This is a genomic window from Telluribacter sp., assembly GCF_035998675.1.
In the GTDB taxonomy this organism is placed as follows: Bacteria; Bacteroidota; Bacteroidia; order Cytophagales; family Spirosomataceae; genus Telluribacter.
The window spans coordinates 41,245-54,900 of sequence record NZ_DASYHI010000021.1 but is presented as its reverse complement, the minus strand read 5'-3'; the positions used below and the strand labels follow the sequence as shown (position 1 = coordinate 54,900).

The 13,656-nt window shown below is 50.2% G+C and carries 11 protein-coding genes; 8 read left to right on the top strand and 3 right to left on the bottom strand.

What is annotated here, in order from left to right:
• The first annotated feature begins 140 nt into the window (after window positions 1-140).
• On the top strand, window positions 141-1,061 hold the full coding sequence (locus VGN67_RS19030) for a sugar phosphate isomerase/epimerase family protein (RefSeq protein ID WP_327488475.1): 921 nt from the start codon (window positions 141-143) through the stop codon (window positions 1,059-1,061).
• A 61-nt stretch (window positions 1,062-1,122) separates the two neighbouring features.
• On the opposite strand, the gene VGN67_RS19025 is transcribed toward VGN67_RS19030, so the two are convergent.
• Window positions 1,123-1,551, bottom strand: a complete 429-nt coding sequence (locus VGN67_RS19025; protein WP_327488474.1) for a hypothetical protein — start codon at window positions 1,549-1,551, stop codon at window positions 1,123-1,125.
• Between the two features lie 272 nt (window positions 1,552-1,823).
• On the opposite strand from VGN67_RS19025, the gene VGN67_RS19020 reads away from it, so the two are divergent.
• Window positions 1,824-2,864 (top strand): glycoside hydrolase family 113, encoded by a 1,041-nt coding sequence (locus VGN67_RS19020; protein ID WP_327488473.1) that lies wholly within the window; start codon window positions 1,824-1,826, stop codon window positions 2,862-2,864.
• A gap of 6 nt (window positions 2,865-2,870) precedes the next feature.
• On the opposite strand, the gene VGN67_RS19015 is transcribed toward VGN67_RS19020, so the two are convergent.
• Both VGN67_RS19015 and VGN67_RS19010 read right to left on the bottom strand, forming a co-directional pair.
• The gene (locus tag VGN67_RS19015) at window positions 2,871-3,776 is read right to left on the bottom strand and encodes a bestrophin family protein (RefSeq protein ID WP_327488472.1); all 906 of its coding nucleotides are present in this window, start codon (window positions 3,774-3,776) and stop codon (window positions 2,871-2,873) included.
• A complete protein-coding gene (locus VGN67_RS19010) occupies window positions 3,773-4,381 on the bottom strand; it encodes a 3'-5' exonuclease (RefSeq protein WP_327488471.1) in 609 nt (202 codons plus the stop codon). Before VGN67_RS19010 ends, VGN67_RS19015 begins: the two co-directional genes overlap by 4 nt.
• An 86-nt stretch (window positions 4,382-4,467) precedes the next feature.
• Here VGN67_RS19010 and nspC point away from each other — a divergent pair, with 86 nt between their 5' ends.
• The 6 genes from nspC (at window position 4,468) to VGN67_RS18980 (ending at window position 13,623) form a co-directional block, all read left to right on the top strand.
• Window positions 4,468-5,625 (top strand): carboxynorspermidine decarboxylase, encoded by a 1,158-nt coding sequence (nspC, locus tag VGN67_RS19005; protein WP_327488470.1) that lies wholly within the window; start codon window positions 4,468-4,470, stop codon window positions 5,623-5,625.
• Between the two features lie 123 nt (window positions 5,626-5,748).
• Entirely contained in the window at window positions 5,749-7,395 is a 1,647-nt protein-coding gene (locus VGN67_RS19000) for a CTP synthase (protein WP_327488469.1), read from the top strand.
• 112 nt (window positions 7,396-7,507) lie between these two features.
• On the top strand, window positions 7,508-9,334 hold the full coding sequence (gene yidC, locus VGN67_RS18995) for a membrane protein insertase YidC (RefSeq protein ID WP_327488468.1): 1,827 nt from the start codon (window positions 7,508-7,510) through the stop codon (window positions 9,332-9,334).
• 127 nt (window positions 9,335-9,461) lie between these two features.
• A complete protein-coding gene (locus VGN67_RS18990) occupies window positions 9,462-11,168 on the top strand; it encodes an ABC transporter substrate-binding protein (RefSeq protein ID WP_327488467.1) in 1,707 nt (568 codons plus the stop codon).
• A 38-nt stretch (window positions 11,169-11,206) separates the two neighbouring features.
• Window positions 11,207-12,502, top strand: coding sequence for a glutamate-1-semialdehyde 2,1-aminomutase (hemL, locus tag VGN67_RS18985; RefSeq protein WP_327488466.1), 1,296 nt, complete (start codon window positions 11,207-11,209; stop codon window positions 12,500-12,502).
• A gap of 146 nt (window positions 12,503-12,648) precedes the next feature.
• On the top strand, window positions 12,649-13,623 hold the full coding sequence (locus VGN67_RS18980) for a glycosyltransferase (protein ID WP_327488465.1): 975 nt from the start codon (window positions 12,649-12,651) through the stop codon (window positions 13,621-13,623).
• Window positions 13,624-13,656 lie beyond the last annotated feature (33 nt).

The window sequence follows — 13,656 nt, the reverse complement described above, 5'->3', positions numbered from 1 at the left end:
ACGGAAACCTTTGCGCAGGTACCCCAACACGGGCCTAACCGGAAACGATTGGAAAAAGCAATGATAAACGGTGAGAGATTCTCTTTTACTAAAAGAATGTTTATTTTGAATTCTAGATCTGGAAATAAAAGTTTTTCTCTATGCTCAAATTAGGATTTGTAAGTGCCATCCTTCCTGACTTTGGTTTTGAACACGTCGTCAGCTTTGCGGCCAACCACGGTTTTTCGTGCGTGGAAGTCATGTGCTGGCCCAAAGGCAACGCCGACAACCGCCGCTACGCCGGAGTTACCCATATTGATGTAGACGATTTGACCGACAAAAAAATCGCGGACATTCGCTATACCCTGCGTGAATCCAAAGTGACAATTTCGGGCTTAGGATACTATCCCAATCCACTCGACCCCGACCAGGCCAAAGCCGAATTTTATGTTGAGCACATCAAGCACGTAATCCGGGGGGCAGCGAAACTGGGGGTACCGGTGGTCAATACCTTTGTGGGGCGCGACCCGGCCAGAAGTATTCAGGACAACCTGAAACAGTTTGCTGATGTATGGCCGGGTATCGTAAAGGTAGCGGAGGAAAACAATATTAAAATCGGGATTGAAAACTGTCCCATGTTCTTTACCAACGACGAGTGGCCGGGCGGAAAAAATCTGGCCATTAGTCCGGCCGTGTGGGATCGTATGTTTGAAATAATACCCAGCCGGGCGCTTGGCCTCAACTACGATCCCTCGCACATGATCTGGCAGATGATGGATGAGATTAAGCCTATTTACCAGTACAAAGACCGCCTGCACCATATTCACCTGAAAGATGTCAAACTGTACCGCGACAAACTGGATCGGGTGGGAATTATGGCCAATCCGCTGGAGTACCACTCGCCCAAGCTACCCGGCCTGGGCGACGTAAACTGGCGTGCCTTCTTTGCAGCCCTCACGGATGTACGCTACCGCGGGCCGGTGGTCATTGAGGTAGAGGACAAAGCCTACGAAGGTAGTCTGGAAGATGTCCAGAGCGCTATCCTGACCAGCCGCAATTTTCTGCGGCAGTTTCTGGGGTAACAAAAATGGGGAAGCCACTGGCTTCCCCATTTTTGTTATTGTTTGTATGTATTTCAGCAGCTTAGTTACCTGATTGAGCCTGTTTGGTAGCTTTGGGTAAGTTCGCTACACTGGGAGTGACCACAGCGGGCCGTGAGGCTGGATTGGTTTTATAGTTTTGGGGCGATGTAAGCGGATTGGTACGCACTCCCTCCTTCGGTCCGTAAACGGGTACCGCTAGGGCCGCCGGACGATTGGCGTACTTGGGCGTGTGACGTACCTGACCCCGCTCGCGGGCGGTGGTGACACGCTCTACCAGCCCCAGGCTGGGTACTTGTACCGAGGTACCGGTTGCTTCTCCCTGTTGTTTTGCTTTTTGCGCCTTATTGGGGTGCTTGTAGTTATGTACTGAGACTCCCGGATCTACCTGGTTAGCACGCTGAGCGTAGCTACTGGTAGCGGCAAATACAAAAACGGCGGCTATAATTACTATGAGTGATGTATTTTTCATATACTTTTATAATTTAATTTGCAAGAAATAGACTTATTTTTAGCCTTTTGTTCTTTGCACATAAAGATAAAAAATCTGTTCCAAATGGTATTTCTACAATAATTTGCTGGGTATATCCATTTTTAAGCCTGTTTTTTCATTTTAGAGTAGATTTTGTTGCCAAGGCAATTGATTTTTAAACCCTTTTTGAGAAAAAACAGCCGTATAGTTATAATTGACTATAAAATTTATCCGCGAAGGGCTTTTAAACTTTTTTTAACATTTTTTTCAACATGAAAAGTAGTGCTTTTCTACTACTGCTGCTGCTCCTGGGATTTGGAGTTTTCTGTGCCTGTAGTACCCTCTCCGGTACAAGTACCTATGTATACCGGGGCGAAAAAATCAAGGGTGTGTCTCTGGTTGCCCCCCGCGACTCCGTCACCGACTCCGTGTACGCTCCGGTCCGGGAAGTAAGCGCCGAATGGGTGTCGGTTATGCCGTATGGTTTTGTGGAAGAGGGCAAACCGAATTTTCATTATGCCGGGAAAGGCGGCGAGTGGAAGTGGTGGGGAGAAACCCCCACGGGTACTATTCAAACCATACGGATGGCGCACAGCCGGGGCCTGAAAGTGATGCTTAAGCCGCACGTCTGGATGGGGAGAGGCGGCTTCACGGGCCACTTTGACCTTAAATCGGACGCTGACTGGCTGATTTTTGAGAAAGAGTATGGCGAGTACCTGCTGGAATTTGCCCGGGTAGCCCAAACCACCGAGGCGGATATGTACTGCATAGCCACCGAGATGCAAACCTTCGTGGCCCGGCGGCCCGAGTTCTGGTTCCGGATTATTAAAGAGATTAAGCAGATATACAAAGGAAAGCTAACCTACGCCGAAAACTGGGATACCTACCAGGATGTACCCTTCTGGGACCAGCTGGATTACATTGGGGTGGATGCTTACTTTCCGCTGTCAGACAAGCAGTCCCCCACCGTAACCGACTTGAAAAAAGGCTGGCAGAAACACCTGAAGGAACTGGCAACGTACGCGGGGAAACATCAAAAACCCATTCTGTTTACCGAATACGGCTACCGCTCTGCCGACTTTGCCGCCCGCAAACCCTGGGAAACCGACCAGACCCAGCCGGAGAATGAACAGGTACAGGTAGATGCCTACCGGGCGCTTTTTGAGGAGGTGTGGAACCAGGAGTGGATGGCCGGAGGTTTTGTCTGGAAGTGGTTTCCGGGACTGGAACCGGGCCGAAAAGCCCGGGATTGGTACTCCCCGCAGCACAAGCCAGCCGAGCGGACGCTGGCAGAATTCTACAAAAAGAAATAGAGCAGCTCAGACAGGCAGGGAAACCGTTTCGGTGCTAAAAATATCCTGGACCGCCTTGCGTATATTGGTACACAGGGTATCCATGGGAAGGTCGTTGGCGTCTTCTCCGAACGGCTCCTCAATTTCTTCGGCAATTACCTCCAGGCTACCCAGTATATAGGTAATAAAAATCACAAAAGGTACCACCAGGTAATCCAGGTTAAAGACGTATCCCAGGGGTAGGGTCACACAGTAGGTAAAAATGAATTTTTTTAGAAAAGAGCTGTAAGAGAAAGGAATAGGCGTGTTTTTGATCCGTTCGCAGGCCCCACTGATGTTTGTCAGCGACTGTAGCTCGTCATTGAGCAGGAGCAGGTGTTCCGGTAACAGCACTCCCTGCCTTTGCAATTGAAGTACCCGGGCAATCAGCAGGCCGGCTAACTGGTTAGGTACGTGCTGGTCCGGGTGCAGTTGGTCAAGGGTATAGGTAGGGGCAGGTTCCAGCTCATGTTCCAGGTACCTGGCCCGCAGGTGGTTTTTGAGGGAAAAGGCGAAATTAGGAATCATGACCCTGAAAAACTCCCGCGCCTCAACTTGCTCAGGACCCAGCATCCCGTTAATTTTCAGAGCCAGGTTCCGGCTGCTGTTTACCAATCCTCCCCACTGCTTGCGGCCTTCCCACCAGCGGTCGTAGGCGGTATTGGTCCTGAATACCAGCAGCATGGAAATTACAAAGCCCAGCAGCGAGTGCATCAGGGAAATATTCTTCAGGTCAGAATTGACCCCCAACTCCCAGACATCCCGTATCAGGTAGGCAATAAGGGTAGAGTACACCCCAATGGCCAGCAAGAGCGGAGCCAGCTTCCGGACGGTGTCTGCCTTGTGAAAATGAAAAATGAAACGGTACCACTCCTTTGGGTTGTAGTGAATCATAGAAGCTTGACTTTTTCAACCAGTTTAAAAAACTCTTTAAAACAGCGGGCCGTCAACTGGGCATCTTCCAGGGCGTTATGGGTTTCTTCTTCCCGCTCAAAGCCAAAGTACCTGGCTACTGCCCCCAGGCTCAGGGCTCGCGGTACCGACTGCCCGTTCTTTTCCAGAATCATGAAGAACAAATAGGAAACCGTATGCAGGTCAATGAGCTTATTGGAAAAAGGCCATTTTAATTTTTCCTGCCGGTAGGCGAAGCGCAGGAAGTTAATATCATAAATAACACTTTGTCCGCAGATGACGACGTCGGTCAGGTTGGCACTGCTGTGGCCGGGTGAGGCCTTCCGGCCCAGTCGGGTTTGAATCCAGGTTTCAAACTCGGGAAGAACATCGTAAATCATCGGAGCCTCCTCCAGGTCATCCATAGACAGGCCGTGTACTTCTTCGGACTTGGCCGTGAAAGCTTCTTCGTTTTCCGGGTACACATTCTGCAGGTAGGTACCCAGCGACTTCCAGTGGTCATCGAAGAGTTCAGCGCCAATTTGAATGATTTCATTCCAGCCCGGTTCGGGTCCGGTCATTTCAATATCAAGTACCAGGAAAGGCATGAGGGGTGAATTTGTTGGGTGACAATTGCGTTATTTGCAGACAAAACTACGGTTTCTCACTACACATTTCTATAAACAGGATAAAAATGCCCATTGATTATACCCAGGTACCTTCTCCCTGCTTTGTACTGGAAGAAGCGCTCCTGCGCAAAAATCTCCAACTAATTGACAGCGTACAAAAGGCCGCCGGATGTAAAATAATCCTGGCGCTAAAGGGTTTCTCCATGTACAGTGCTTTTCCCATTGTGAAGGAATACCTGAGCGGCGCTACGGCCAGTTCACTGAACGAAATAAAGCTTATTAACGACTATTTCGGCTACCGCTCGCATACCTACGCCCCGGCCTACCTCGACCAGGAGTTTGGGGAAGTTTTGGAACGCAGCAGCCATATTACCTTCAACTCCCTGGGTCAGTGGGAACGGTTCCGGGAAAGGGTGGAGCAGTTTAACAAGCAACATCCTGACCGCCGGATTTCCTGCGGGATGCGGGTTAACCCACAGTACTCGGAAGTAGCCACTGATATGTACAATCCCTGCGTACCCGGTTCCCGCCTGGGCGTTACCCGAGACCAGTTGCCCGACCAGATGCCGGAGGGTTTGGAAGGGATTCATTTTCATACGCTTTGCGAGAATGACTCAACTACCTTAGAGCGCACGCTGGAAGCCCTGGAAGCTCGCTTTGGCGACTTGCTTCACCAGGCCAGGTGGCTCAACATGGGTGGCGGGCACCTCATGACCCGCCAAGGGTACGATATTGACTTACTGATTAAGCTGGTAAAGCAAATCCGGGAAAAGTATAATCTTGAGGTTATTCTGGAACCCGGCTCGGCCATCGCCTGGCGTACCGGCGTACTGGTCAGTACCGTACTGGATGTGCTTGACAGCCAGGGGATTCAGGTGGCTATACTGGATACATCCTTTGCGGCCCACATGCCGGACACCCTCGAAATGCCTTATAAACCCTATATATCGGGTGCCTACCACGAGCCGCAGGCCGGTAAGCCTACCTACCGCCTCGGCGGCATGACCTGCCTGGCCGGCGACTTCATGGGAGACTACTCCTTCGACCAGCCCCTTCGGGTAGGCGACCGGCTGGTGTTTGAGGATATGATACATTATACCATGGTCAAAACTACCACCTTCAACGGGGTAAACCTGCCTTCGATTGGTATCTGGAAACCTGATGGTATCTTCCATCTGGTGCGCTCCTACGGCTACGAGAGCTTTAAAGACCGTTTGTCCTGACAAGAGGAAAAGTTCCGGGTCCGGGCCGTTTTTAGAATAATATATTTTTACAGGAAAGGCAGGAACTATCCTGCCTTTCCTGTACCTTTGTATCCCGTAATCATAGTAAAATAGCATAGTCTTATGGCTTCGACAGGGCAAAAGACCGCTAAGTACATTTTTGTTACGGGCGGCGTTACTTCATCACTTGGTAAAGGCATCATTGCCTCTTCACTGGCCAAGCTTTTACAATCCAGAGGACTATCAGTCACCATTCAGAAGTTTGATCCCTACATCAATGTGGATCCAGGTACCCTTAATCCGTATGAGCACGGCGAGTGTTACGTAACGGACGACGGTGCCGAAACCGATCTTGATCTGGGACACTATGAGCGTTACCTCAACGTACGTACCTCTCAGGCCAATAATATCACGACCGGCCGTATTTACTATAATGTAATCATGCGGGAGCGGAAGGGTGATTTCCTGGGAAAAACCGTACAGGTGATTCCTCACATTACCGATGAGATCAAGAACAATATGCTGCTGCTGGGGCAGACGGGCGACTACGACGTGGTAATCACCGAGATCGGTGGGTGTGTGGGTGATATTGAATCGCTTCCCTTTATTGAAGCAGTACGTCAGATCAAATTTGAACTCGGCGAAAACGATACCCTGGTCATACATCTTACCCTGATTCCTTACCTGAGCTCCGCCGGTGAGCTAAAGACTAAACCTACCCAGCACTCGGTAAAGGAGCTGCAGGAGTCGGGCGTGCAGCCGGATATATTGGTTTGCCGGACCGAGCACCCGCTTCCCAACGAACTTCGTAAAAAAATAGCCCTGTTCTGCAACGTACAAACCAGCTCGGTCATCGAAGCGATGGATGCGGAAACGATCTACGATGTACCCATCCTGATGCGGAAAGAAAGACTGGATCAGCGGGCGTTGTACATGCTGGATATTTATAATGATCAGGATGCCGACCTGGACGCCTGGAAATCATTTCTGGCCAAGTTAAAAAACCCGTCGGATTCCATTCGGGTTGGACTGGTCGGTAAGTACGTAGAGTTGCACGACGCCTATAAGTCTATTGTGGAGTCATTTATTCACGCGGGTGCCGAAAACGAATGCAAGGTCAATATAGAGTGGATTCACTCCGAAAGCCTGGCTCCGGAAAACGTGGAGGAAAAACTCAGGGACCTGGATGGGGTACTGGTGGCTCCGGGTTTTGGAGAGCGGGGTATTGAAGGGAAGATTGCCGCTATTCGTTACGTTCGTGAAAACGGTATTCCGTTCTTCGGAATTTGCCTGGGTATGCAGATGGCCGTGATCGAGTACGGCCGGCACGTACTGGGACTGGAAGGCGCGCATTCAGTAGAAATGAATCCTAACACGCCCCATCCGGTCATAAACCTCATGGCCGAGCAGAAAGATATTACCAATAAGGGAGGTACCATGCGGCTGGGGGCTTACGCCTGTCGAATCAAAAAGGACAGTCTGGCGCACAGGATTTACGGTCGGCTGAATATAAGCGAACGCCACCGCCACCGCTACGAATTCAACAACGAGTACCTTAAGCAATACGAACAGGCCGGTATGCTGGGAACGGGAATTAACCCCGAAAACAACCTGGTTGAAATGGTGGAAATTCCGGAGCATCCCTTCTTTGTGGGGGTACAGTTTCACCCCGAACTGAAGAGTACCGTCATGAACCCGCATCCGCTTTTTGTCCATTTTGTAAAATCAGCGTTGACCTATTCCCTGCAAAAGCGGGCGGTCATGCATTGATTTTACCATTCATCCGCGGAAGGACCTCAATCCCAAAAATCTTCCGTACCTTTGCAGTCCCGTACTTTTATAGGGTACGGGACTTACTTTTTAATATTGATATTGTTTACGAATGGAAAGAAATCAGGTAATTGGCTTAGTACTTATCTTACTAATGCTGGTAGGCTACCAACTGCTGGTTCCCAAGCCCGTAGAACCAGAACCGGTAGCTCAACAACAACCAACCACCCCCTCTGCAACGGCTCCGGTAGCCCCAACTCCCCAACCCGACTCTAATCAGGTAAAAGCTCAATACGGTGAATTTGCGGCAGCTGCTCAGGGCGAGGCCCAGGATGTAGTTATTGAGACCAACGATATCCGCGTAACCTTCTCCAGCCAGGGGGGAGTAATGAAAGAGGTATTGTTGAAAAAATACAAAACGTACGACGAGAAACCGCTGTACCTAATCTCCGAAAATCATAATAATTTCAGCCTGCAGCTACCCACCCAGCGGGGCGATATTGACCTGACCAACCTGTACTTTACAACCAGCGCTGCCAACCGCAGCCTGGCCGAAAACGATTCCGCGGTAATTACTTACCGGCTGGCCCTGGCGGGCAACCAGTTCGTGGAGCAGACTTACGTAGTACACGGCAGCGGTTACGTCATCGACTACGGTATCCGGAGCAACGGACTGGCCGTGCCCGGCAAAACGCTTCGGCTGGGCTGGCAGAACGAAATGCTCCAGCTTGAAAATGACCTGACCGAAAACCGGAAAGCCGTCACCATCAACTATTATACCGATGAGTTGAACAGCCTGAGCCAGAATCCGGATAGTAATGACGAGCAGGTTGCCGAACAGCCGGTACAATGGTTCACTCTGAAGCACAAGTATTTCCTGACCGGCCTCATTGCCGGGCAGCAGCCTTTTCAGAGTGTTTCCATGAAAGCCCTGGTGAATCCGGCCGATAGCAACATTGTAAAAACCATGGAAGTAGAGGCCGGTATACCCGTTGCTGCCCTGCAGGCTGGGGCCCGCTTCAAGTACTTCATTGGCCCCAACGACTACCACCTGGTCAGTGAGGTAGCCGCCGAAAATTTTGATGAGAACGTATACCTTGGCTACGCCTTCCTGAAGCCAATTAACAAGTACTTTCTGGTACCCCTGTTCAATTTCCTGGAAGGGTTTTTCTCCAACTACGGTATCCTCATTATCTGCCTGGTACTTATCGTAAAACTTATCCTGACGCCACTTACGTACAAGTCGTACGTGAGTATGGCCAAAATGCGGGTACTGGCGCCGGATCTGGAAGAAATCCGGAAGCAGAACCCCGACGATATGGCCAAGCAGCAGCAGGAGCAAATGAAACTCTACCAGCAGGTAGGGGTGAGCCCGCTGAGCGGTTGTGTACCCGTACTGGCTACCATGCCCATCCTGTTCTCGCTGTTCTTCCTGTTTCCAAACCTCATCGAACTGCGGCAGGAGTCCTTCCTGTGGGCGAATGATTTATCGACCTATGATTCCTTCCTCAATCTGCCTTTTTCAATTCCCTTTTACGGCAGCCACGTGAGTTTGTTTACCATCCTGATGACGATTTCCAGTATAGGATATGCCTACTATAACAACCAGATGACCCCCGCCCAGCCGGGACCCGTCAACATGAAGTTCCTGAGTTATCTCATGCCGGTCATGTTTATGTTTGTGCTGAATTCTTTCCCCGCTGGTCTTACTTTTTACTACTTCGTGTCCAACGTAGTAACCATCGGTCAGCAGCTGGTAATCCGGAAGTTTGTGAATGAAGACAGGATTAAAAAGATTCTGGATGAAAACCGCAAGAAGAACGCGGACAAGCCCAAACAGTCTAAGTTCCAGAAGTACCTGGAAAAATCCCTACAGGCGGCAGAGGAGTCCAAGAAGAAGCAGGCTGAAGTGGAAAAACGTCCGGGGAAGAAGAAATAAAATGTTACAACTTCTAAAATGAAATGTAAAGAGGGTAGCGTTTCAAGTCCTGAAATGTTACCCTCTTTTTCCAAGCATGATTTTTTTATTTTGCTCCTATTGAACCTAATCTGAGTCCACCAACACTATGAAAAGAATACTCTTGCTACTGATCCTTTGGGGTGTATTCGGGTCGAGTATTTCCAATGCACAGCTTTTTGATAAGAGTGGAAAGAATTACAGGGAAGCGATTGACTTTTACAAACAGGGGAAATACCTGGTGGCTATGAACAGACTGGCCCCCCTCACCCGAACCACCTCCAGTTTCGCACCTTACAGCCATTACTACTACGCCCTGGCTGCCTACCAGCTCAAAAAGTATAATGATAGCTACCTGATGCTGCGGCAACTGGTCAGCCGGTATCCCAACTGGGAAAGAATGAATGACGCGCATTACCTGATGGGAGCTACCCAGCTGGCTTTGGGTAATTACCAGCAAGCCCTGCAAAGCCTGCAGCTGATTGATGAAGCCGGTTTGAAAAAGGATGTGCAGGGATTGAAGCAACACTACCTTTCGCAGATTACGGACCTGAACGCCCTGAAAAACCTACAGAAGCAAAACGCGGGTGATAAGGAAGTAGCCGTAGCCCTGGTGAGTCTAATTCAGAAAAAATCGACCGATAAAGCCGACCTTGAATTGTCGGACCGGCTAACCAACCGGTTTGGGATTGAGAGTACCGAAACGGTCAGTGTCAAGAACCCGACACCGGGCCAGAAAAGCCCCCCCCGAACCGCCCGAAACTGGGAAAAAGGGTACTATAACGTGGCGGTTATGCTGCCGTTCCGGTTAGGCGAAGTACCTGCTTCCCGGCGCTCCCGCCCCAACCAGTATGCCTACGATTACTACCAGGGTATGTTGCTGGCCAAACAACAGCTTAAGGACGAGGGAATCCTGGTCAATCTGCAGACCTACGATATTGGCAGCGAGGAAGCCCTGATGCGGGATTTGGTCAATAATAACCAGTTCCGGCAGTCCGACTTACTGATTGGCCCCTTGTATACAAATACTTACGAGATTGCCTCTAAGTTTGCATCGGAGAATGATGTACTGATTGTCAATCCACTTTCAACGGACGGAAGCTTACTGGCCAGCAGTAACAATGCTTACCTGGCTCGTCCCTCCATTGAGTACCAGATGGCCCAGGCTGCCCAATTGGCCGCCAGGCTGAGTGCCGGACTGACGGCGGCTGTGTACTACGGAACTACTTCCAAGGATTCGGCCATGGCAGCTGCCTATACTGAAGAAATCAAGAAGAAAGGAGGCAAGGTACTTGAAATGGTCAGGATTACCGATCAGAAAGAGACCATTGACGCCCGGATGTCCCGGTTTGAAAGGGAAAAGCCAACGCATATAGTACTGGCCTCCACGGATCCGCAAAGCGGACCAGCCTTGTTTTCAGTACTTAATGGAAGAGACCTTTCTAATGTACCCGTAATCGCGACCGCCACCAGTTTTGACTTTCAGCGGTCGCGGCCGCACAGCTACGGTGGAAGGCTGTACTTGCTCGAGACCGATTATATTGACCTGACCAAAGATAACATCAAAGCCTTCCGACGCGCCTACTACGAGCAATCCGAAACCCTGCCGTCCGTGTATTCTTATCAGGGTTATGATCAGCTCCTGTTTCTGGGCCGTATGATAGCCAAGTACAAAGACCGGCTCTCTCAGGGGCTGAAAGCCCGGCAGTTTGATGAGGATTACCTCTTATCAGGTTTCGATTTTACCAAGTCCCGCGAAAATCAGGTATCGCCTTTACTCCGGGCCGAAGGCTCACGTTGGGTACCGGTAAGGTAACCGTCCGGGATCTATAGTTATGATTTAATCCCTCAAAAATGGATAATACTGAAAGTTTAAAATTATTTAAGAAAGCCCAGCAGTACATTCCCGGTGGAGTGAACTCGCCCGTTCGGGCTTTTAGAGCAGTGGGTGGTTCGCCGGTTTTTATTAAGTCAGCCAAGGGAGCCTATATTTACGATGAAGACGGCAACCGTTACCTGGAATTAATTAATTCGTGGGGGCCCATGATTCTGGGGCACGCGCATGAGGTTATTGAAAAGGCAGTTTTCGATGCCGTCAGGCACTCTTTCTCTTTTGGGGCACCTACCCGTAAGGAAGTGGAAATGGCTGAATTAATAGTAAGCATGGTACCATCGGTGGAGAAGGTACGTATGGTTAACTCGGGTACCGAGGCTACCATGTCGGCCATTCGGGTGGCGCGGGGTTATACCGGGCGGGACAAAATCATAAAATTTGAAGGTTGCTACCACGGCCACGGCGACAGCTTTCTTATAGCCGCCGGTAGCGGTGCCATAACCTTAGGTACTCCCGATAGTCCCGGGGTGACCAAAGGTGTCGCCAACGATACGCTGACCGCCCCCTTCAACGATCTGGCGGCTGTACAACAACTCGTAGATGCCAATAAGGGAAATATTGCCGCGCTGATCCTGGAACCCGTCGTGGGGAACATGGGCTGCGTATTACCCGCCGATGGCTTTCTCAAAGGCTTGCGTACCCTCTGCGACCGGGAAGGTATAGTCCTAATATTTGATGAGGTAATGACGGGCTTTCGCCTGGCCAAAGGCGGAGCGCAGGAGCGGTTTGGGGTTATTCCTGACATGACTACCCTGGGAAAAATTATTGGCGGAGGTATGCCCGTTGGAGCCTACGGGGGCCGCAAAGAAATCATGGACTGCGTGTCTCCCGCCGGGCCGGTGTACCAGGCCGGTACCTTATCTGGTAACCCCATTGCTATGTCGGCCGGGCTGGCCATGCTGCACTACCTCAACGAAACACCGGATGTGTACAATCGTCTGGAAACAATCGGGAATAAAATTGTGGATGGCTTCCAGGCTTCCCTCAACCGCCTGGGCCTCGACTATACCATCAATCACATCGGGTCCATGTTTACTTTATTTTTTACCAACCAGCCGGTCGTAGATTTTCCTTCGGCCAAAGGATCCGACCTGCCCCTTTTTGGAAAGTACTTTCATGCCATGCTGGACCGGGGCGTGTATATAGCCCCATCCCAGTTTGAAAGCCTGTTCCTGTCAACGGCTCTTGAGCCCCATCTGGACAAAATCATAAAGGCCAACGAGGAAGCTCTTAAGGAAGTAATGGCACAGGGTTAAAAATAAATACGATATAGAAAAAAGGGACATTACCGCCCTCCGCTTTTGTCGGAGGGCGTTTTTTTATACCTTGCTCTTTCCTGAATTTATATAGTACCAGCTACCTCAGGTGCAGCTCATTCGACCGATTAGTACATCTAACGTATATGCGTAAGTATTCCATAATAATTCCGGTATATAACCGTCCTGATGAACTGACGGAACTGCTGGAAAGCCTGACCCGACAGACGTACACCAATTTTGAAGTGATAGTCATTGAGGATGGCTCAGCGTTAAAGTCGGAGCCTGTCGTAGAGGCTTTCGGGGACCGCCTGTCGCTCCAGTACTTTTATATTCAGAACTGCGGACAGGGCTTTGCCCGGAATGTTGGTTTTGAAAGGGCAAGCGGAGATTACTTCATAGTCTTTGATTCTGACACCCTGATCCCTCCCCACTACCTGGAGGCGGTAAATGCTCAACTCACAAACGATTTCCTGGATGCTTTCGGAGGTCCTGATGCGGCTGATGAAAATTTCTCTGATCTGCAGAAAGCCATTAGTTATTCCATGACTTCGGTATTCACCACGGGGGGGATCAGAGGAAAGAAAAATAACGCCGGAGGTTCCTTTCAGCCGCGAAGCTTTAATATGGGTATTTCGCGGCGGGTCTATCGCGAAACGGGGGGCTTTGCCAAACGCGACATGGGCGAAGATATCGAATTGGGCATCCGGTTAAAGAAGCACAACTACCGAATGGGTCTCATTCCCGAAGCCTACGTGTACCACAAGCGCCGGGGCAACTTTCGGGATTTCTTCCGTCAGGTATATTCCTTTGGCCGCACCCGGTTCATCCTGGATAAACTGCACCCCGGCCTTGACCTGATAAAGCCGGTACATGCTTTCCCGTCGGCCTTTGTTCTTTTTTGTCTGTTTATCCCGTTGTGGTACTTTATCTTTCAGCCGTTTTTCTGGCTGTCGCTGGGTGGTCTCGGCTTGTTTATAATCCTGGTTTTTCTTGATGCTACCACCAAAACCAAAAGCCCGAAGGTAGGGGCGCTGAGTGTGGTAGCAGCCTTCGTGCAGCTGTTTGGTTACGGACTGGGCTTTATTCGGGAAGGCTTTCTACGGCTCATTCGAAGGTAGGTATCAACAATAAAAAAGGGTATTCTGAAGAAA